General features: G+C 37.5%; 19 protein-coding genes and 2 pseudogenes. 11 read left to right on the top strand and 10 right to left on the bottom strand.

Annotation, left to right across the window (positions count from 1 at the left end):
- Positions 1 to 86: 86 nt before the first annotated feature.
- On the bottom strand, positions 87 to 1,289 hold the full coding sequence (locus tag ACJ5H0_RS00885; RefSeq protein ID WP_411246770.1) for a GTP-binding protein: 1,203 nt from the start codon (positions 1,287 to 1,289) through the stop codon (positions 87 to 89).
- A 6-nt stretch (positions 1,290 to 1,295) separates the two neighbouring features.
- The gene (locus ACJ5H0_RS00880; RefSeq protein ID WP_172283400.1) at positions 1,296 to 1,634 is read right to left on the bottom strand and encodes a MerC domain-containing protein; all 339 of its coding nucleotides are present in this window, start codon (positions 1,632 to 1,634) and stop codon (positions 1,296 to 1,298) included.
- Between the two features lie 90 nt (positions 1,635 to 1,724).
- On the opposite strand from ACJ5H0_RS00880, the gene ACJ5H0_RS00875 reads away from it, so the two are divergent.
- From ACJ5H0_RS00875 to ACJ5H0_RS00855, 5 genes and pseudogenes are all read left to right on the top strand, one after another.
- Positions 1,725 to 2,111, top strand: a complete 387-nt coding sequence (locus ACJ5H0_RS00875) for a Fur family transcriptional regulator (RefSeq protein ID WP_172283402.1) — start codon at positions 1,725 to 1,727, stop codon at positions 2,109 to 2,111.
- Positions 2,112 to 2,228: 117 nt separating this feature from the next.
- Complete coding sequence (locus tag ACJ5H0_RS00870; RefSeq protein ID WP_411246769.1) at positions 2,229 to 4,820, top strand: phosphatidylglycerol lysyltransferase domain-containing protein; 2,592 nt, start codon at positions 2,229 to 2,231, stop codon at positions 4,818 to 4,820.
- Positions 4,810 to 5,001, top strand: a pseudogene (locus ACJ5H0_RS00865) (hypothetical protein); the annotation flags it as partial. The gene ACJ5H0_RS00870 and the pseudogene ACJ5H0_RS00865, both read left to right, overlap by 11 nt.
- Positions 5,002 to 5,011: 10 nt before the next feature.
- The gene (locus tag ACJ5H0_RS00860) at positions 5,012 to 5,497 is read left to right on the top strand and encodes an AcvB/VirJ family lysyl-phosphatidylglycerol hydrolase (protein ID WP_411246768.1); all 486 of its coding nucleotides are present in this window, start codon (positions 5,012 to 5,014) and stop codon (positions 5,495 to 5,497) included.
- Between the two features lie 60 nt (positions 5,498 to 5,557).
- Positions 5,558 to 5,803 (top strand): redox-active disulfide protein 2, encoded by a 246-nt coding sequence (locus ACJ5H0_RS00855; protein ID WP_200245706.1) that lies wholly within the window; start codon positions 5,558 to 5,560, stop codon positions 5,801 to 5,803.
- Positions 5,804 to 5,853: 50 nt separating this feature from the next.
- On the opposite strand, the gene ACJ5H0_RS00850 is transcribed toward ACJ5H0_RS00855, so the two are convergent.
- From ACJ5H0_RS00850 to ACJ5H0_RS00820, 7 genes and pseudogenes are all read right to left on the bottom strand, one after another.
- Positions 5,854 to 7,023 (bottom strand): MalY/PatB family protein, encoded by a 1,170-nt coding sequence (locus tag ACJ5H0_RS00850; RefSeq protein ID WP_411246767.1) that lies wholly within the window; start codon positions 7,021 to 7,023, stop codon positions 5,854 to 5,856.
- A 4-nt stretch (positions 7,024 to 7,027) separates the two neighbouring features.
- On the bottom strand, positions 7,028 to 7,636 hold the full coding sequence (locus ACJ5H0_RS00845; RefSeq protein WP_411248039.1) for a glycine betaine ABC transporter substrate-binding protein: 609 nt from the start codon (positions 7,634 to 7,636) through the stop codon (positions 7,028 to 7,030).
- Positions 7,563 to 8,594, bottom strand: a complete 1,032-nt coding sequence (locus ACJ5H0_RS00840; RefSeq protein WP_411246766.1) for an ABC transporter permease/substrate-binding protein — start codon at positions 8,592 to 8,594, stop codon at positions 7,563 to 7,565. The genes ACJ5H0_RS00845 and ACJ5H0_RS00840 overlap by 74 nt, the downstream gene beginning before the upstream one ends.
- Positions 8,594 to 9,509, bottom strand: a pseudogene (locus ACJ5H0_RS00835) (ABC transporter ATP-binding protein). The gene ACJ5H0_RS00840 and the pseudogene ACJ5H0_RS00835 overlap by 1 nt, the downstream one beginning before the upstream one ends.
- 9 nt (positions 9,510 to 9,518) lie before the next feature.
- Positions 9,519 to 10,691: an ergothioneine biosynthesis protein EgtB gene (gene egtB, locus ACJ5H0_RS00830; RefSeq protein ID WP_411246765.1), complete on the bottom strand. Its 1,173-nt coding sequence runs from the start codon at positions 10,689 to 10,691 to the stop codon at positions 9,519 to 9,521.
- A 20-nt stretch (positions 10,692 to 10,711) separates the two neighbouring features.
- The gene (locus ACJ5H0_RS00825) at positions 10,712 to 11,098 is read right to left on the bottom strand and encodes an L-histidine N(alpha)-methyltransferase (RefSeq protein ID WP_411246764.1); all 387 of its coding nucleotides are present in this window, start codon (positions 11,096 to 11,098) and stop codon (positions 10,712 to 10,714) included.
- A complete protein-coding gene (locus ACJ5H0_RS00820; protein WP_411246763.1) occupies positions 11,055 to 11,696 on the bottom strand; it encodes an L-histidine N(alpha)-methyltransferase in 642 nt (213 codons plus the stop codon). Before ACJ5H0_RS00820 ends, ACJ5H0_RS00825 begins: the two co-directional genes overlap by 44 nt.
- 306 nt (positions 11,697 to 12,002) lie before the next feature.
- On the opposite strand from ACJ5H0_RS00820, the gene ACJ5H0_RS00815 reads away from it, so the two are divergent.
- From ACJ5H0_RS00815 to ACJ5H0_RS00790, 6 genes are all read left to right on the top strand, one after another.
- Positions 12,003 to 12,497: a hypothetical protein gene (locus ACJ5H0_RS00815; protein WP_411246762.1), complete on the top strand. Its 495-nt coding sequence runs from the start codon at positions 12,003 to 12,005 to the stop codon at positions 12,495 to 12,497.
- A 16-nt stretch (positions 12,498 to 12,513) separates the two neighbouring features.
- Positions 12,514 to 13,116, top strand: a complete 603-nt coding sequence (locus tag ACJ5H0_RS00810; protein ID WP_411246761.1) for a helix-turn-helix domain-containing protein — start codon at positions 12,514 to 12,516, stop codon at positions 13,114 to 13,116.
- Positions 13,117 to 13,307: 191 nt separating this feature from the next.
- Positions 13,308 to 13,919: a DUF2306 domain-containing protein gene (locus tag ACJ5H0_RS00805; protein ID WP_411246760.1), complete on the top strand. Its 612-nt coding sequence runs from the start codon at positions 13,308 to 13,310 to the stop codon at positions 13,917 to 13,919.
- 155 nt (positions 13,920 to 14,074) lie between these two features.
- The gene (locus ACJ5H0_RS00800) at positions 14,075 to 16,078 is read left to right on the top strand and encodes a sensor histidine kinase (protein ID WP_411246759.1); all 2,004 of its coding nucleotides are present in this window, start codon (positions 14,075 to 14,077) and stop codon (positions 16,076 to 16,078) included.
- Positions 16,079 to 16,089: 11 nt separating this feature from the next.
- On the top strand, positions 16,090 to 16,323 hold the full coding sequence (locus tag ACJ5H0_RS00795; RefSeq protein ID WP_411246758.1) for a response regulator transcription factor: 234 nt from the start codon (positions 16,090 to 16,092) through the stop codon (positions 16,321 to 16,323).
- Positions 16,324 to 16,339: 16 nt separating this feature from the next.
- Entirely contained in the window at positions 16,340 to 16,720 is a 381-nt protein-coding gene (locus tag ACJ5H0_RS00790) for a response regulator transcription factor (protein ID WP_411246757.1), read from the top strand.
- A gap of 81 nt (positions 16,721 to 16,801) precedes the next feature.
- Here the strand turns inward: ACJ5H0_RS00790 and ACJ5H0_RS00785 are convergent, their stop codons facing one another.
- Positions 16,802 to 17,776 (bottom strand): T9SS type A sorting domain-containing protein, encoded by a 975-nt coding sequence (locus tag ACJ5H0_RS00785; protein WP_411246756.1) that lies wholly within the window; start codon positions 17,774 to 17,776, stop codon positions 16,802 to 16,804.
- Positions 17,777 to 17,895: the final 119 nt, after the last annotated feature.

Below are 17,895 nucleotides of genomic sequence, written 5' to 3'. Positions count from 1 at the left end.
TTTCACGATGCAATATATATAATTAAAATTTAATAATGAAACAATGTTGCATTAATTAATTGTAAATTTAATTTTAACAGAATTGATCATATATTCTGCGGAAAAGGATCCTGAAAAATTACAGATTCATCAAACATTTTCTTTTCATCTCCGTTTAAGAGACAATACTCCAGATCTGCCATCATCTTTTCCTGATCTAAATTCTGCCCGATAAAGACCAATTCATTAATGCGGTCCCCCCAGTTTTTATCCCACCGGCTTTCTATAAATTCCTGATTTTGCAGAAATGAAGAGTACTGCACTCTATTGCTCATAGGCATACTGGACCACCATACTCCTGCTTTTTCAAGACGGAAAGAACCGCCTGCCTGCGAAAAGTTCAATGCGTCATCAGGACGTGAAGCAAGCCAGAATAAACCTTTTGCCCGTAAAGCACCTTCCGGATATTGCTCGTTTAGATAGGTCCAAAACCTCATCGGATGGAATGGCTTTTTGTTTCTGAAAACAAATGATCCTATTCCATATTCTTCAGTTTCCGGAGTATGATGTTCTGCTTCCAGCTCTTTCTGCCATCCGGCAGATTGTTGGGCTTCTTCAAAATCAAATAAATGAGTATTCAGTATTTCCCCGGGAGCTACTTTCCCAAATTCAGAAGTGATAATCCTTGCAGCAGGATTCAACTTTCCGATGGTTGCTTTTAAAAAGCCCACCGTTTCTGCGTTGACCAAATCCGTCTTATTCAATATGATTACATTGGCAAACTCTATCTGATCCGTCAGCAGGTTTACGATCGTACGGAAATCACCTTCCATATCCGTAAGATCGCGGTCCATTAATAACTCGTTGGAGCCAAAATCTTTAAAGAAATTAAAGCAATCCACTACGGTAACCATTGTATCTACATAGCTGAATGCGGAAAGATCAATCCCGTTTTCCTCATCTGCATAGGTAAAAGTTTGTGCTACTGGAACAGGCTCGCTGATACCGGTGCTTTCAATTAAGAGATAATCAAATCTTTTCTCTTTTGCCAGCCGTTCTACTTCAATCATCAGATCTTCGCGAAGAGTACAGCAGATACAGCCATTACTCATTTCCACCAGCTTCTCTTCTGTACGGGATAATGTACCCTGATTTTCTACAAGGCGTGCATCAATATTGATTTCACTCATATCGTTAACGATCACCGCTACTTTTAAACCATCTTTATTGTGTAAAACATGATTTAGTAATGTCGTTTTTCCGGCACCAAGAAATCCGCTGAGCACGGTTACGGGAAGTTTATTCTCCATAATAGGTTAATGTTGATGATTATTAAAATTGAAAATATGGCCTGCGATTAAACCTGCAGCTCCAATATATATTAAAGGAATATGGATTTCAAAAATCAGGTCTACCAATACAGACACGGAGATTAATAGAATGGAGATCCAAAACCACCATTTCAGCCATGTTTTTGAGATTTTCTTCGTGACTCTATAAACTACGATGGCTCCGATGAGCAGAAACGCCAGATCGATATAGGGATTGTGGGATATTCCAAGGGGAATGATCATCAGTAAAGGAAAGACAATACAATGAATCAGGCATAAAACCGCTGCGGAAATACCTACTGCATCTAAAATTTTTGATTTCATAAATGATATTTAAGTTTAAAATACTTATCGTAACTTTGTTGCAAATGTAGATATTAATTTTAATTAATGCAACAAAGTTGCAATAAAATCATGAAACAAGTCAGAAACACCCAGGCCAAAACAGAAATATTAAACATTATTAATAGCTCTGACAGCGCATTATCTCACACCGCTATCCAGGAAAAAATCGGGGATCTGTGCAACCGTGTTACCACTTACCGCGTGCTCGACCGTCTTGAAGAGGAAGGAAAAATCCATAAGATCGTTAATGTGGATGGTGTTGTGAATTACGCAAAATGCCATCATTGCACAGAAAATGATCACTCTCATAATCATATTCACTTTAATTGTGAAAAATGCTTGTCTGTAACATGCATAGAAAATGTGGTTCCTGAAATAACACTCCCTAAACACTTTGTTGCCAAAAGTTACAATTTTGTGGTAAGTGGAATCTGTCCGAAATGCTATCAGAACTAACAACAGATTACTTTAAATAAAGTAAAATATCTGTGAATTGCTACACGTTTTTTATTTATTTTTGATTTCAGGACATTTCAGCGTAAAAAATGCATGAAAGGGTTCTATATCACGAATATGAAAAACATAAAATTTTCAAAAATCTTCAGGCTGGTTCGTTGGAAAGAAGTTCTGGCAGTTATTATTTTATTACTGGCCTTCGTATTTTTCCGCAGTGAAAGACACGAACTCGCAACCATAGGCCCTCAATTGCAAAACTCAAAATTAAGCTGGGTTCTGACAGGTATACTTTTAACACTGATTTATGTCCTGCTCCAAGGTTTAATGTATGTAACGAGCTTTCGTGCAACCCAACTGAATGTAGGGATATCTGATGCCACCGTTTTATTTTTAAAACGAAACTTTCTTAGTGTATTTCTTCCTGCCGGAGGTGTAAGCTCGCTGGCATACCTTCCCAGGAATATCAGAACAAAAGGATATAAATCCTCCAAGATCCATCAGGCAAGTGCAATTTATGGATTTGTAGGATTACTAACGGTAATGATCGTAGGAATCCCGTTAATTGCTTACGCAGTCCTGATCAATAAAAGCTTCAATGACAGCTGGGTGGGGATTATTGTCTTGGCTGCTATTCTTTTAGGCAGTTATTCAGTATTCGTTTCGTTCCGTAAGAAAAATTCCCTCTACCGGTTTCTGGATCGGAAATTTCCTAAATTCATTGCTTCCATAGATGAGATATTCAATAATGAAATCGACAGAAAGTATTTCTGGATCACTATTTTAGTTTCAGTACTTATTGAATTCTGTGGTGTTTTCCATCTCCTGATTGCCATGTATGCTTTCGGAGTTCCGGCATCATTTTCTGCTGCAGCGATATCGTATGTTGTTTCGATTTTACTGATGATCGTCTCCCCTTTCCTCCGTGGCTTGGGAGCCGTGGAGTTTTCGCTTACCTATATTCTTACGAACTTCGGATACAGCCACGCTGACGGTTTAGGCATTACTCTGCTCTACCGTTTTTTTGAATTCTGGATTCCATTGGTTCTTGGGATTTTTGCTTACCTATGGAGCGGACGAAAACTATTGGCCCGTATTTTACCTGTAGTTATGATTTTTTTATTGGGCATCATCAATATCCTTTCGGTAATTACTCCAGCCCTTACGGATCGTTTACACATCCTGAAAGGGTATCTGCCCTGGGAGCTGATCCATATTTCCAAAATGATCACGCTCATTTCCGGGGTCTTGCTGCTTGTAACCTCCGCTAATCTTTTCCGGGGATATAAAAGAGCCTGGTATTTTGCAGTAGTACTCACCATAGTATCCATTATTTTTAATTTGTCTAAAGCACTTGACTATGAGGAGGCCTTATTTTCTGCATTTACTTTGGGACTTCTCTGGTACAGCAGAAAGGAGTATATCTTTACGACTAAAATCGTTTCTTTACAAAGAGGTTTCAGCTGGTTTTTAGGAATATTCACCATTATCCTTATTTTCAACTATTTCAGCTTTTATTTTATCAGCAAATCCCATTTCGGCATTGATTTTACAAAGAAAGAAGCCCTTTATTATACATTATACACATTCCTGCTGTTCAAAGATTCGGGACTTACCCCTCTTACCGGATTTGCACGGGATTTCCAGAACCTTAACTATATTCTTGGGGTAATTTCCTGGTTGGTGCTCATTCTTTCGTTTTACAGAACTCATTCCTGGGTCGTGAAAGATGAGAAAGAAAATGCCATTAACGCTAAACAGCTGATAGAAGAATTCGGAACATCTTCATTGGATTATTTTAAGTTGGCCAAAGAAAAGGAGTTTTATTTTTCTGAAGAAATTAATGGGGTTGTGTCTTTTCGTACGGCGAATGGATTTGCAGTTGTTCTCGAAGAGCCCGTATGCGCTGAACATCACAAAACAGACTTGATCAGGGAATTCGATCTGTTCTGTAAGAAAAACAATTTAAAAACCTGCTATTACAGAGTGAGTGAAAGTGGTATCATTTATTTTAATCCCTTAAAAAAACAAAAATTGTTTATCGGTCAGGATGCCATCCTGGATGCAGAAGGTTTTACGCTTACAGGAAAAGATAAAAAGACGATCAGGAACGGCATCAATGCGGTTGAAAAGTCCGGTTATATTACGGAAATACGATATGCGCCTCAGGATGATAAAACCATAGACCAGATCCAAAGTGTTTCTGATGAATGGCTCAGGGAATTTGATAAAAAGGAAATTGTTTTTGCAGAGGGAATGTTTGATCGCGATACGGTAAGAAACCAGGATCTTATTACCATTTCTGATAATAACGGACGATGCGTTGCATTTCTGAATATAATTCCCCATTGTGCTCCTGACGAGTGCAGCTATGATATGATCAGAAAAACTGAAGATGCTCCCAACGGCAGTACTGATGTACTGATCGTAAAACTTGTAGAATATGCCAAAAGCAAAAACCTGAAATACATAAACATGGGAATGACCCCAATGGCAGGGATACAACAGACCCATAATACGGCTGAGGATATCATGAAGTTTGCATATCAGAGGGTCGGTAGCTTTAAACATTATCAAACACTGCGAAACTTTAAAGAGAAATATGCCAGTCTCTGGGAAGATCAGTATCTTGTTTATAACAGTGATTTTGAACTGCTCCAGATACCAACGGCATTAAATAAAGTGATGAAACCACAGAAAAATGAAGAATAGACTACGAAAATTCGGCAATCTCCTATCATTATCCCTACTGACCATTTTTTCAGGCTGTCAAAAAGATAATGACTTCAAAATAACGGAATGGAATTCAAACACCGACAAACCTGTTATCTTTTACATCAGTGGCGACGCCGGCTTTAATACTTTTACAAAAGGCCTGGGTACAGATCTCCACAAATTAGGGTATGATGTGTTTGCTTTGGACACGAAGGCTTACTTCTGGAATAAAAAAAACACCGGAACAAACTTCCGGAGATATAGAGAATTACATCAACCAGCAATTGCAGGGACGGAAAAATCAAAAAGTAATTCTTCTTGGGTTTTCATTTGGTGCTGATGTAACTCCATTTGTATATAACCGTTTTACTCCTGATCTGAAAAGCAAGATCCAAAAAGTCTTTATTATGGGGCCTTCTAAAAGCAATGACTTTCAGATTCACCTGGATGAATATTTTGGAGTTGAGCCCAAAGGAAGTTTACAGGTCATCCCGGAGATCAACAAAATGGGAACAGTTCCTGTACTGCTTATTGTAAGTGATTTTGAATTTGCCCATTTTCCGTATTATGAAATAAAGCTGGGTAGTAATTATAAGATGAAACATATTCCGGGAAACCATCATTACGGAAATAATACGAAGATGCTGGCCAACTTTATCAATCTTAATTTATAAATACAGCGACCGCACCGGTTGGAAAAATTAATAACCTTGAAGTCATCAACAAAAAATAACATGAAAAATAAACCAATAACAGAATACACCAATGAGGAACTTATTAATCAGGAAAAAAATTCAAAAGCAATAACCATTTTGCTTATGGTTGCTATTCCACTTTTATTCTTTAGTAATCTTTTTCTAACATTCAAACACAAATTCAGTGCTTTGGCCGTGATTCCTATCGCTCTGGTTCCTATTTTAATTGTAAATATTAATAAATGGAAGCAACTTAAAAAAGAAAAGGCCGATAGAAATCTATAAAATAAAAGCCTTCCAGAATTATTGAAAGGCTTTTAAAATAGGAATATAAGTTAATCCTGTCTCTTATTGATATATTTTTCAAACCGTTTTAAACCTTCTTCCAAAACTTCTCTGGGACAGGCAATGTTCATTCGCAAAAAACCTTCCCCGGAACTGCCATACATTGTTCCCGGATTCAGCCACAATTTTTCTTCCTTAAACAGGAGTTTTGAAAGCTCTTCAGATCCTTTACCCAAAATCCGGCAATCCAGCCATACAAGGTAGGTCGCCTGTAATGGGCTAATGGTTATATTGGGTAAATGATCTTTGCAGAAATCTTTTAAAAACAGATAATTATTATACAAATATTCTTTTAATTCCTCCATCCAGTCCCTTCCATGTGTATAGGCAGCAATTAAAGCTTCAGCCGCAAATGGATTGATACCATAAGTCTCCTGTATGGATAATATTTTTGAAATTTGTTTTTTAAACTCCTGATCTTTAGTAATAACATATGACACAGGCAGGCTGGACAAATTAAATGTTTTACAGGGAGAACCGCAGGTTACAGAAAGTAGATCATAATCTTCCGCTACAGAAAGAAATGGCACATGCTTGTTTTCTTTATACACGATATCGGCGTGAATTTCATCAGAGATAACCATCACATTATGTCTCGAACATATTGAAGCTATTTTTTCCAGTTCCTGTCTTGTCCATACTCTTCCTACAGGGTTGTGGGGACTACAAAGCAGCAGCATTTTATTCTGAGGGTCTGAAGCCTTCATTTCGAGGTCTTCAAAATCAATCTGATAGTTTCCGTTTTCGTAGATCAAATGATTTTCAACCGCATGGCATCCGCAATTTTCAATCAGTAAAAAAAAATGGTTGTATACAGGTGATTGTACTATAATATGATCTCCCGGCTGAAGGTATGTTCTTACAATAGCAGAAATTACCGGAATCATTCCCGGAACAGGAAGCAACCATTCTTTTTTTAAACTGACCTCATGACTTGTTTCCCACCAACTGATAATTGCATCATAAAGTGCATGGGGAGTAAAGCTATATCCAAACATTCCCTGTTCAGCTTTCCGTGAAAGAGCATTTATGATTTCAGGAGGGGTTTTAAAGTCCATATCAGCCACCCACATGGGGAGTACATTATCATCTGCCACAGAATCCCATTTGATGGAATTGGTGCCTCGTCTGGAGATTATTTCGTCGAAATTATAAGTCATTGAATTAAGGAGTATCTAGATAGTTTTTGAGATCTGAAATATTTTTTATGTTTAATTGCCGGGCATGTTCCCGTCTCATCATCAGGGCGTAGGAATTATTAAACCCTAAAGGCTGAAGCCATTCTATACCATATTGTTTTTTAAATTCCGCGTTTACATAGTTGTAGGTTTTTTCAGGACTTGGGCTCACCTCTTTTAAAATTGTTTCCGAAGGTTTTAAAAGGACCAAAAGGCCTGTTCCCGTATATTCAGGATAGAAATCAATGGCATCATTAACTAATGCATCGAAACAAATTTTCGTTCCTCCCAAGCCTGTTTTGGTTTCTACTTTATAATCCGTATTGCCTTCAATAAGCATCTTATACATTTCTGTAAGAATATATTGCTCTCCAAAAATTTTGGAGCCGATCCGCACCGTCCCTCCATTCCCTTTTCGGGAATTTTTGAAAAGATCATGCTGCTTCAGGAAGTCCTTTGCAATTTTTTCCGGGGTTTGGTGGAGGTAATCAGACCGATAATTGAGATCCGTCATGACAGAGTCATTGAATTTTCCTGCCAGCAAATTGAGCGTTTCTTGCAGCTGCGGAAACTTTTGTAATGTTTTTGTCTTTATAATGGGTGCGGCAAAATACGGTGGAAATATTTTTTTTATCGTCCTCCAGTACATACAGATCATAGGCTTTAATCCTTCCGTCTGTAGAATATCCACTTATGAGATCCAGTTCCTTATCGTAAGCTGCTTTATACATAATGGCATCACTTACAATAAGTGGTTTGGCATTAAGCCCGTATACTGATCTCAATCCAATATCTCCATCCTGCCTTCCCATAAATTCAGGCGTAAAACCTGCTTTAAGCTTGGTTCCGGAATAGGAATTAAACACATATACACCTCCAATAATAACCAAAACTATAGGAATAATGAACAGCATCTTACGAAGCCTCCTATAGCCGGATTTCTGTAAAACAGCAATCAGCTGATCCAGGATAATAGCCAGTAACGCAGCCGGGATGGCGCCTGCTAGAATCATATTGGTATTATTAAGGGAGATTCCTCCAAATATAAATTCTCCCAATCCTCCTGCCGCAACAAATGAGGCTAAAGTCGCCACACCCACATTGATTACTGCAGCTGTCCTTATTCCTGCAATGATTACAGGCATTGCCAATGGAAGCTCTACTTTGAACAAGAGCTGTTTTTTGTTCATTCCCATTGCCTGGGCAGCTTCTACAACCGAAGCATCTACTCCCGTAATTCCCGTATAGGTATTCCGTATAATTGGCAGAAGGGCATATATCAGTAATGCTACAATGGCTGGTGTAGCCCCGATGCCAAAGGCAGGAATCATAAATCCAAGTAAAGCTATACTCGGAATGGTCTGCAGTATACCGGCAGTTCCCAGGACAGGGTTGGCAAATAATTTCTTTCTGGCGATGAATATTCCTAACGGAACACCCACAATTATTGCCAGGAGTAATGATACAAAAGTAAGCCCAAGATGCTGTATAATCTGGAGAAGAAGTTTATCCTGCTGTTCGGCAATAAATTGCCAGAGGTTCTGCTGTGTCATTATGCCTGTGCTTTTCTGTAAAGGTTAAATGCCTCGCTCAGTTTTTCGTACTGATCCGAATAGCTTTTATCTGCACTGAGTTTCTGTAAAATATTCCACACATTTTCCTTTCTATCAAATTCTTCTCTGAAACTTTCGTTCTGTTCAAGAAAAGGACTTATATTATCCAGGGTGGCAACTTTATATTCAAGCAAAAGCCTGTTTTCTGCAAAGAAATTTTTCACAAAATCCCCGGCAGGATGATAGAGCATTTCCTTGGGAGTCCCGATCTGGACGATCTTTCCTTCATTCATAAGGCAGATCCTTTGCCCCAGCTCGAAGGCTTCCTGTACATCATGTGTAACAAGAATAATGGTTTTATTTTTAAGTTCCTCTAATGATTTAAATTCAGAATGAATATCCGCTTTAGTAATATTATCTAATGCTCCAAAAGGCTCATCCATTAATAATATCGGGGTATCTGCTATTAAAGCTCTTGCGATCCCGACCCGTTGCTGCTGTCCGCCGCTTAATTCCTGGGGAAAACGGGAAAGCAGTTCTTCCGGCAGGTGAAGCTTTTCCATAAGTTCTTCCGTTCTGCTTCTGATCTTCTTTTTCTCCCATTTGAGCAGCTCGGGAACCACAGCAATATTCCGGCGTATGTTATAATGAGGAAAAAGCCCGGCATGCTGCATAACAAAGCCAATGTGCATTCGGAGCTCTTCCGGTTTTTTTTTCAAGAATATTTTGTCCGTCAATCCAGATATCACCAGAATCAGCTTCTATCAGGCGATTGATCATTTTCAGGGTTGTGGTTTTTCCACAACCGCTTGTTCCGAGAAGCACCAGAATTTCTTTATCCTGTGCTTCGAAAGAGATATGATCAACGGCAATCCGGTCATCAAATTTTTTAGTGAGTGATTCTACTTTAATCATAGGCAGGACTTATCTTGCTAATCTTATTCCTGTAAACTGCCACTGAAGATTTGCATGAAAGAAATTCCTGTATGTATTTCTGCTGTGTCCTTTCGGTGTAGCTTCGGAAGCCCCTCTTAAAACCATTTGATTGACCATAAACTTTCCGTTATACTCGCCAACGGCACCCGCTTCTTTTTTAAATCCGGGATATGGTAAATAAGCACTTCCCGTCCATTCCCACCTTTCTCCCCACTGAAAATGTACGGAAGCAACCTCCCACTCCGCTTCGGTTGGAAGACGCATTCCTTTCCATGCTGCAAAGGCTGAAGCTTCATAGAAATTGATGTGGCAAACCGCTTCGTCAGGATCTACTTCCTGTAAACCATCTAAAGTATAATACATCCATTTTTCATCGATCCAATGCCAATATAGCGGTGATTTCACCTCATTTTGTTTCACCCAGTCCCAACCCTCTGCATGCCAATGTCTGAAATCCCTATATCCGTTGTCATTTATAAATTCCAGATATTCGCCATTGGTAACCAGACGGTCACTTATTTCAAAATTGTTGAGGTATACTTTATGTCTTCCCAGTTCGTTATCAAAGCAAAAGCCATTACCATTAAAACCAATTTCATACACCCCTTCACCTAATCTGATCATTTCATCCGTCCGGACCATTTCCTTGTTTTCTTCCTTATCTTTCCGGTACGCCGGGAAAAGAGGATTGTGACCTAAAATATATTTGATGTCCGTAAGCAACAACTCCTGGTGTTGTTGTTCATGATTGAGTCCCAGCTCCAAAAGCGGCTCAATGGAAGGGTTCATAAATTCACTCTGAAGAAAAGCAGTCATCTGGCGGTCCACATATTCCCTGTAGCGATACACATCTGCCACTGAAGGGCGGCTCAAATTACCCCGGTCTGTACGGATTACTCTTGCTCCTATGGTTTCGTAATAGCTGTTGAATACAAAATTATATTGAGGATCAAAAACAGTGTACCCCGGAAAATTCGGAACGAGAATAAAGGTTTCAAAAAACCATGTGGTATGTCCTAAATGCCATTTTGGCGGGCTTACATCCACGATAGGCTGTACGACAAAATCTTCAGTCTCAAGAGGAGCACAAATAGCCAACGAATGGCTGCGAATATTCCTGTAAGTCGTTACGGCATCAATAATCTTAGGATTTGCTATCATCTTTTTAGATTTTTTATTATTTATTTAAACTTCCAGACGGAGTCAATAAACCATTTCTTCGAGTCTTTAATTTCTCCGTCAATCTCAAAGCCCGTTTTCTTTGCCAATTCTTTTATATCGGCCTCAGAAAATTTCTGTGAAACCTCCATATCTATCAGTTCATTTTCCTTAAATATAATCTCCGTATGATCTATATTTACCACCTGATCGGCCAGACTCACAAGATAACTCCTGCATGCTCCGCTTATAGGATCATACGTCTGATAATGCTGAAATTGCTCAATATTAAAATCAGCATTAAGTTCCTTATTGATACGCGTAAGAAGATTAAGGTTAAAAGCTGCTGTTATACCGGTGGCGTCGTTATAGGCATTTAAGATGGTGTGAGGATTTTTTTTTAAGATCAAACCCTATCAGAATCCTGTCTCCGGGATTCAGGTGATCTTTCAATCCTATACAAAATGCATTAGCCTCTTCGAGTTCCATATTACCGATGTTCCCTCCCAAAAACAAAATGACTTTTCTTCTTGAGGAAAGCGAGGCCGCTTTATTGAGCATTTGAAAATATTCTCCCTCGAGCTGGGTAACTTTTAAATCAGGTATCTCCTTTTTTAATTTCTGATCCAGGACAGATAAAATATTACCTGAAATATCAATGGGCATATAAGTAAAATCCAACCCCTTATCTATCATATATTTAAGAAGATAGGTCGATTTCATAGCATCACCTGCCCCCAGTTCGATCAGATCGAAAGGAGTATTGTCAAAACCTATCAGATTAGCGATATCGGCTGTTTTATTTTGAAATATATCAAGCTCACATTGGGTAAGATAGTATTCAGGCATTGCCATTATCTTCTGGAAAAGCCGGTCTCCTACTTCATCATAAAAATATTTTGAAGATAATCTTTTGGGATTGCTATCCAGTCCTTTTTTTACATCGAGGAAAAAATTTCCGGTCTTATTGTGATTGTTTTTTATTTGTGAATTGGTGTTTGAGTTCATTTTACGTTTTCATTATAGTTCGGTAAGCACTACAAATTACCGTCCTCCTCATTACTCTTCATAAAAGTAGTTGCTTGGCGCATTCAATATAATTAAATGTACACTTAAATTTTGATTTAGCTATTCTATTTTCCATCTTTTTAATAAAATTATGAAAATTTAAAAGTCAAAATTCATATTAAAAAGTTCTTATTAATAGCAGGTTATTCACTCCCAACCCTGAAAAATGTCCGTCAAATAAAATATACCTCAGAAATATGATTTTAATATTTTATTTTTGGTCATTACTCGGTTTGGTATTGTAACATGTTCTATTTATTAGGAATCTTTATTGCTTATTTTTCTTCTTTTCTCATTTTAGGTAAGAAAAGGAAAATGATGGCAGATTACCTTTTGGCATTATGGTTCTTTATCATTGGGATTCATTTGACATTATTTTATTTAAATTTTTCCGAAAACAATATTACTACTCCTTATTTATTGGGATTAGAGATTCCTCTTCCTTTGATACATGGACCTATGCTTTATGTATATGTCCTTACGCTTACTCAGCAAAACAATCGCAGATATCTGAGGATTCTGCATTTCATTCCTCCTTTGGTCGTGTATCTTATTTTGTGGGATTTCTATTTACTTTCGACAAAAGATAAGATTTTAATTTATCATAATGGCGGAATGAGGTATCAAAACATAAGAGAAAATATCAATATACTTATTTATATTTCCGGAATTACATATATCATACTTAGTATCAGATCATTAAAAAAAATACAAAGACAGTATTGCAAAACAGTATTCTAACATTGAAAGGATCAACTTGAACTGGGTATATTACCTTATTTTTGGAATCGCTGTAATCTGGATCTTAGTTATCCTTAAAGATGACAGAATCACATTTACCTCAGTTGTAATTTTTATATTACTGGCGGCTTATTTCGGAATTACCAAAGCAGGAATTTTAAATTTACCAGAGCCAAAAATAAAAGATACTGAAAAAGATGATACCACACCGCCTAATGAAAATCAACAGATTAAATATCAGAAATCGATTTTAAACGAAGCCTCAATCCAGGAAATCTACACCAGGCTGACTTCCAAAATGCAATCTGAACAACTTTTCAAAGATCCCGAATTAAACCTGGCTACACTGGCCGGCAGTATCGAAGTACATCCCAATACTCTTTCTCAGGTTATCAATACCATTGAAGACAAAAACTTCTACGATTACATCAATATACAAAGGATTGAAGAATTTAAAAGAATCGCTATCCTTCCGGAAAATCAAAAATTCACTATTCTTTCACTGGCATTTGAATGTGGGTTTAATTCCAAAACTGCTTTTAACCGCAATTTTAAAAAATATATGAATTGTTCCCCGAGAGACTTTTTAAAGGAGCAGAATCTTGAGATTGGAGGTTAGAGGTTAGAGGTTAGAAAGAAAATAATTATTCGACTTCCACAAAACAATCCGCTCAATCAGTTATTTTATGTGTATGAAATTAGTTCCACCTTACATTCTGGGGCATTTATTTTTTTAACAATCCGCACTTTTGCTAAAAAAACAACATTTAACACCCTATTGTTAAGCCATTTAACTCAAGCTCTTTTACTATGAAAATATTTTTGTTCGTTATCCTGGTTATTTTTGCATTATTAATCGGACTATATCCTTTAATTTATCTTTTTGTTGATCACAAACATACTTTTTTACAAACCAAGCTTCCTGAAGTTGTTCATGATACAGTCTGGAGAGCTCTTTTCTTTAGCCATATAATCTTCGGGGGTATCTCTCTTTTTATTGGATGGAGACAGTTTGGGGCAACATTTAGGAATAAGCATAAAGTTTTACACAGAATAATAGGTAAAACATATATATTCTCAGTAATTATCAGCTCAGTATCGGGTATATATATTGGCTTCTTTGCTAATGGAGGAATTATTTCTTCATTAGGTTTTATAAGCCTGGGAATGATTTGGTTTTCTACAACCGTTGCCGCATTTTTAAAGATAAAAGGAGGAGATGTTTTACAGCATCAGAAACTGATGACTTATAGCTATGCCTGTACTTTTGCAGCAGTAACACTAAGACTGTGGATGCCTTTATTAAAAATAGCTATAGGGACACCGGATATATCCTACCTTATTGTTGCCTGGCTATGCTGGGTTCCAAATCTCTTAGTAGCATATTATATTAATAAAACTCACTCATTGCAGAATCAATAATGTTTTGAAAAGATGTCTCATGAAGGCTTGAGTTGTTTAACCAGATAAAAATCCACGAACTGCACTTAAGTATCTACCATTTAAATGGTGATAAATGTATATTTGTATAAGTAAGAATTTTATTTTTGCTGCACCAAAGATCACAATTTATACGTATGAAAAGAAAATTACTCCTGTTGCTGGTATCTTTCACTTTCAGTTTTTCTTATTCTCAAAGGTTTTACACCCTTGATGATGACGGCTCATATATCGACAGCCTTACTCATGTTATACAGACAACCAAGTCAGACAGCATACGAGGAATAAACAGTTTTAAGCTGGCCGATCTGTTCAGAAGGAGTAAAAAGAACGAGCTATCTGACAGATATCTCCTTACTGCCAATAAGATAGCACCCAAATATCCTTTCTTAAAAGCTGCGGCTATTTATTATAATGCGGCAGGATTAGTAAGCAAGGGAGATTTTGACAATTATGGTAAGCAGCTCAACCTTGCTCTTACTGAGCTCAGGAAATATAAAACCAAGGACTCATATTCATTACAGGCTTTTATCCTGAAAAACATATCTCTTATCAAAGTTTTACAGAACAATGAGCTGGAAGGGATGAAAATTCTCATCAATGAAGCCATCCCTACGGGTAAAAAAGGAAACGATCTGGAAACTCTGAGTATTCTTTACAAATCCGTTGCAACCATTTTCATGAACTATGATGAAAGGATTAAGGCAGACAGCTACCTGAAAACCGCTAAGGAATATATTGAACAGGCCTCCAGATCTTCATATACTTACCAGGAAACAAAGGCCGACATCTATATTATAGATGCTGAAAACAAAAGCCGCCTTCATATGTTGGCGGAGGCTAAAAAATCTCTTGATATCGCATACAATATTATTAGAAAATATCCGGATTCTAATCTCAACGGCAGCTATTATACAGCTGAGGGCTTTTATTTTTACAGACTCGGACAGTTTAATAATGCTTTAAAAAGTTATGATAAAGGGATTGTAAACAGTACCCTCCATCAGGATATCCTTTTAACCAATCGACTGAAGTTTTCCAAATATGAACCCCTGAAAGCTCTGAACCGGCTTGAAGATGCTAAAAACCTGCTGCTGGATCTTATAGGAAGCACGACCCATTTTGCCCTTGACCAGAGAAACTATACCAAGGAACTGGCGCAGACCTTTGAAAGTCTGGGGGATACCAAAAATGCTTATAAATACCTGTCCAGATACAATACAATCAATGACAGCCTCAACCTGAGTGAGTATCAGGGAAAAATAGCAGCTCTTGAAGCCAAGTTTAACCGGGCGGAAAATGAGAAGAAGATCAGCCAGCTTGAAGCTCAACGCGAACGTGATCGTTTGGTTGCACAGAACAATAAACTTTACTATGGTTTGCTGGTTGCGGTTTCGGTTATTCTGTTATTACTTGTTATCTTCCTTTGGATCAATTCAAAAAATCAGAAGAAAATAGCCACCCAACAGTCCCTTAATTATGTACAAAACCTGGAAAGCTTAAAAAATCAGAAGGAAATAGAAGTCATGCAGGCGGTGATCAGAGGAGAAGAAGATGAACGTAAGAGAATAGCCCGGGACCTCCATGACGGCGTGGGAAGTATGCTATCTTCCCTTAGAACCAGATTTTTAAAGATAAGTAGTTCTTCGGGACCTGCATCGAAGGATGAAATTGAAAATATGAACGGAATCCTGAACAATTCAATTACTGAATTACGGCAGATTTCTTTTAACCTTATTCCGGAAACGCTTCTCAAATTAGGTCTGGAACATGCATTAAATGACCTCTGCCATATGTTGGAAACCGATGACATCCGTATTTATTTCCAGGCCAATCAGATCCGGTCTGATATTCCGGAAAATATTCAGATTATGATTTACAGAATTATTCAGGAATTACTGAACAATGCTTTGAAACATTCATCCTGTACAGAAATCCTGGTGGACTGCAGCCAGAATCAATCCCGTTTTTTCATTACGGTAGAAGATAATGGTAAAGGTTTCGATACCAGTCAAATCAAGAACTTTACAGGACAGGGATTGAAAAATCTCAAAAGCAGAGTGGAACTTTTTAATGGAAAAATAGACATCCAATCTTCTGCAAATCATCCTACTACTTTTAATATTGAATTATCCATTTAACTGCACCCATCATGACAAAACCCTACAAAACAATTATTGTTGATGACCATCCTATTATCGCTGAGGGACTGCAAATGCTTTTTTCGAAATCAGATGATGTGGAAATTGTCCGGAGCTTCAATACCGGTGAAGCCCTCCTCAATTATGAGCATCTTGGTAAAGCAGATGTTGTTCTGCTGGATGTATTTCTTCCGGACATCAATGGCATCGATCTATGCCTGAAAATAAAAAAAAAACCATCCTAAAATCATCGTATTGGCAATGAGCAGCCAATCCGAAAGAAGCATTATTTTACAAATGATCAAAAACGGAGCACATGGATATTTGCTAAAAAATGCGTCACTCGAAGAATTCAAATCCTGCATTAATAAGGCTGTATCCGGAGAAATGGCTTTTAGCTCCGAAATTGAAGCAATTGTTGAAAAGACCAGTATTTATGATCTTAAATCGGTTCCCAGGTTAACCCAAAGGGAGAAAGAAATTCTAAAGCTGGTATCGGAAGGTAAATCGACACAGGAGATCTCGGATATCCTTTTCTTAAGCTATCTTACAGTACAAACTCACCGGAGAAATTTATTGAACAAATGTGAGGTCCGTAATGTGGTTGAACTTTTAAAATTTGCAAAAGAAAACGGACTTTGACAAAAGGAAATGATCTCCACATAAAATAAAAAGTACTATCCAAAGCGGATAGTACCTTTCCATCATAAAAAATGAAAAAAATTACTGTTTACTGATTTTTTTCGAAATAATTTTCCCACTTTTTAATTCTCCCTGAACCACATATATTCCATTAGGCAGCTCTGAAACATCGATCATTCCGGAATTCTGTGTTTTCTGAACAACTTTACCATCTAGGCTGATAATACTGATATTTTTAATGTCATCTTTAGATTTTATTGTGATGAATTTTGATGTCGGGTTAGGATAAATCACAATCTCATCTTTTTTGTTATCCATATCTATCGTAGATAATGTAGACGACGGTGAAAAATATGCCAATGAAGGCTGGGTCGTGGTTTGTCCGTTAGTTGTAAATGTATTAAATGCAATTACCAGAACTGGTCCGTTGGATTCAGTGACCCATTGATACGATTCATTATGATAGTCCTGAGATACTCCGCCGCTGGTTTGGGTTGCCGTTCTTACTCTCTTAATCCTCAAAGCATTCTGAAAAGTTCCGTTAGGTGTTATCACAGTGCCATATCCGTCTACTTTAAAGTTTTCCTGTCCGTTCTCTACCGTACCAGGAATATTGATCTGATAAGTATCTGTAAATTCCTGAAGGTAATTAACAGGAAATTTGTAATTGATCAAGGGATCAGTATAGGTCATCATTACATCTCCCGGTGTACTGTAATTACCAATAGTTGTGGCTTCCGTATCACTATTGAGAAGATAATCGTAAGTACTTCCTCCTACCAATTCGCTTATTCTGTTGGCCGTTGGAAATTTAGAACAATTAGCATGCCCCGGACACGGATATAGTTTAGTACTGATTACGGGTGTGCCTACATAAGATGAGAAATCCCAGGTTTGTCCGGCTCCGGAAGGTCCCGGATTCAAAGATGCCGAAACATTGGCATGATAAACATCAGTGGTAATGTTAATTTTATCAAGTGCCGCTCTCGTCACTGTGGGTTGTGCCGCAATGCCCAACCCTGTTAAAAATAAAAAAGTACAGATTAATTTTTTCATTTTATTATTGTTTGGTGTTAAAATATATACTGTTAAATCCATGAAATGAATTCCAGATCCAGTGAAAATATGGTTACAAGCTCTTACCCTTCCTTTCATCAATTATAAAAGCAAATTTA

The organism is Chryseobacterium proteolyticum (genome assembly GCF_046591535.1).
Taxonomy (GTDB): Bacteria; Bacteroidota; Bacteroidia; order Flavobacteriales; family Weeksellaceae; genus Chryseobacterium; species Chryseobacterium proteolyticum.
This window is presented reverse-complemented; position numbering and strand designations above follow the sequence as displayed.

Coding starts and splice junctions, on each gene's coding strand:
- ACJ5H0_RS00785 (WP_411246756.1), bottom strand. CDS start 17,776: ATGAAAAAATTAATCTGTACTTTTTTATTTTTAACAGGGTTGGGCATT.
- ACJ5H0_RS00880 (WP_172283400.1), bottom strand. CDS start 1,634: ATGAAATCAAAAATTTTAGATGCAGTAGGTATTTCCGCAGCGGTTTTA.
- ACJ5H0_RS00795 (WP_411246758.1), top strand. CDS start 16,090: ATGACAAAACCCTACAAAACAATTATTGTTGATGACCATCCTATTATC.
- ACJ5H0_RS00855 (WP_200245706.1), top strand. CDS start 5,558: ATGAAAAATAAACCAATAACAGAATACACCAATGAGGAACTTATTAAT.
- egtB (WP_411246765.1), bottom strand. CDS start 10,691: ATGATAGCAAATCCTAAGATTATTGATGCCGTAACGACTTACAGGAAT.
- ACJ5H0_RS00790 (WP_411246757.1), top strand. CDS start 16,340: ATGAGCAGCCAATCCGAAAGAAGCATTATTTTACAAATGATCAAAAAC.
- ACJ5H0_RS00820 (WP_411246763.1), bottom strand. CDS start 11,696: ATGAACTCAAACACCAATTCACAAATAAAAAACAATCACAATAAGACC.
- ACJ5H0_RS00870 (WP_411246769.1), top strand. CDS start 2,229: ATGAAAAACATAAAATTTTCAAAAATCTTCAGGCTGGTTCGTTGGAAA.
- ACJ5H0_RS00885 (WP_411246770.1), bottom strand. CDS start 1,289: ATGGAGAATAAACTTCCCGTAACCGTGCTCAGCGGATTTCTTGGTGCC.
- ACJ5H0_RS00875 (WP_172283402.1), top strand. CDS start 1,725: ATGAAACAAGTCAGAAACACCCAGGCCAAAACAGAAATATTAAACATT.
- ACJ5H0_RS00850 (WP_411246767.1), bottom strand. CDS start 7,023: ATGACTTATAATTTCGACGAAATAATCTCCAGACGAGGCACCAATTCC.
- ACJ5H0_RS00800 (WP_411246759.1), top strand. CDS start 14,075: ATGAAAAGAAAATTACTCCTGTTGCTGGTATCTTTCACTTTCAGTTTT.
- ACJ5H0_RS00815 (WP_411246762.1), top strand. CDS start 12,003: ATGTTCTATTTATTAGGAATCTTTATTGCTTATTTTTCTTCTTTTCTC.
- ACJ5H0_RS00860 (WP_411246768.1), top strand. CDS start 5,012: ATGATGTGTTTGCTTTGGACACGAAGGCTTACTTCTGGAATAAAAAAA.
- ACJ5H0_RS00805 (WP_411246760.1), top strand. CDS start 13,308: ATGAAAATATTTTTGTTCGTTATCCTGGTTATTTTTGCATTATTAATC.
- ACJ5H0_RS00840 (WP_411246766.1), bottom strand. CDS start 8,594: ATGACACAGCAGAACCTCTGGCAATTTATTGCCGAACAGCAGGATAAA.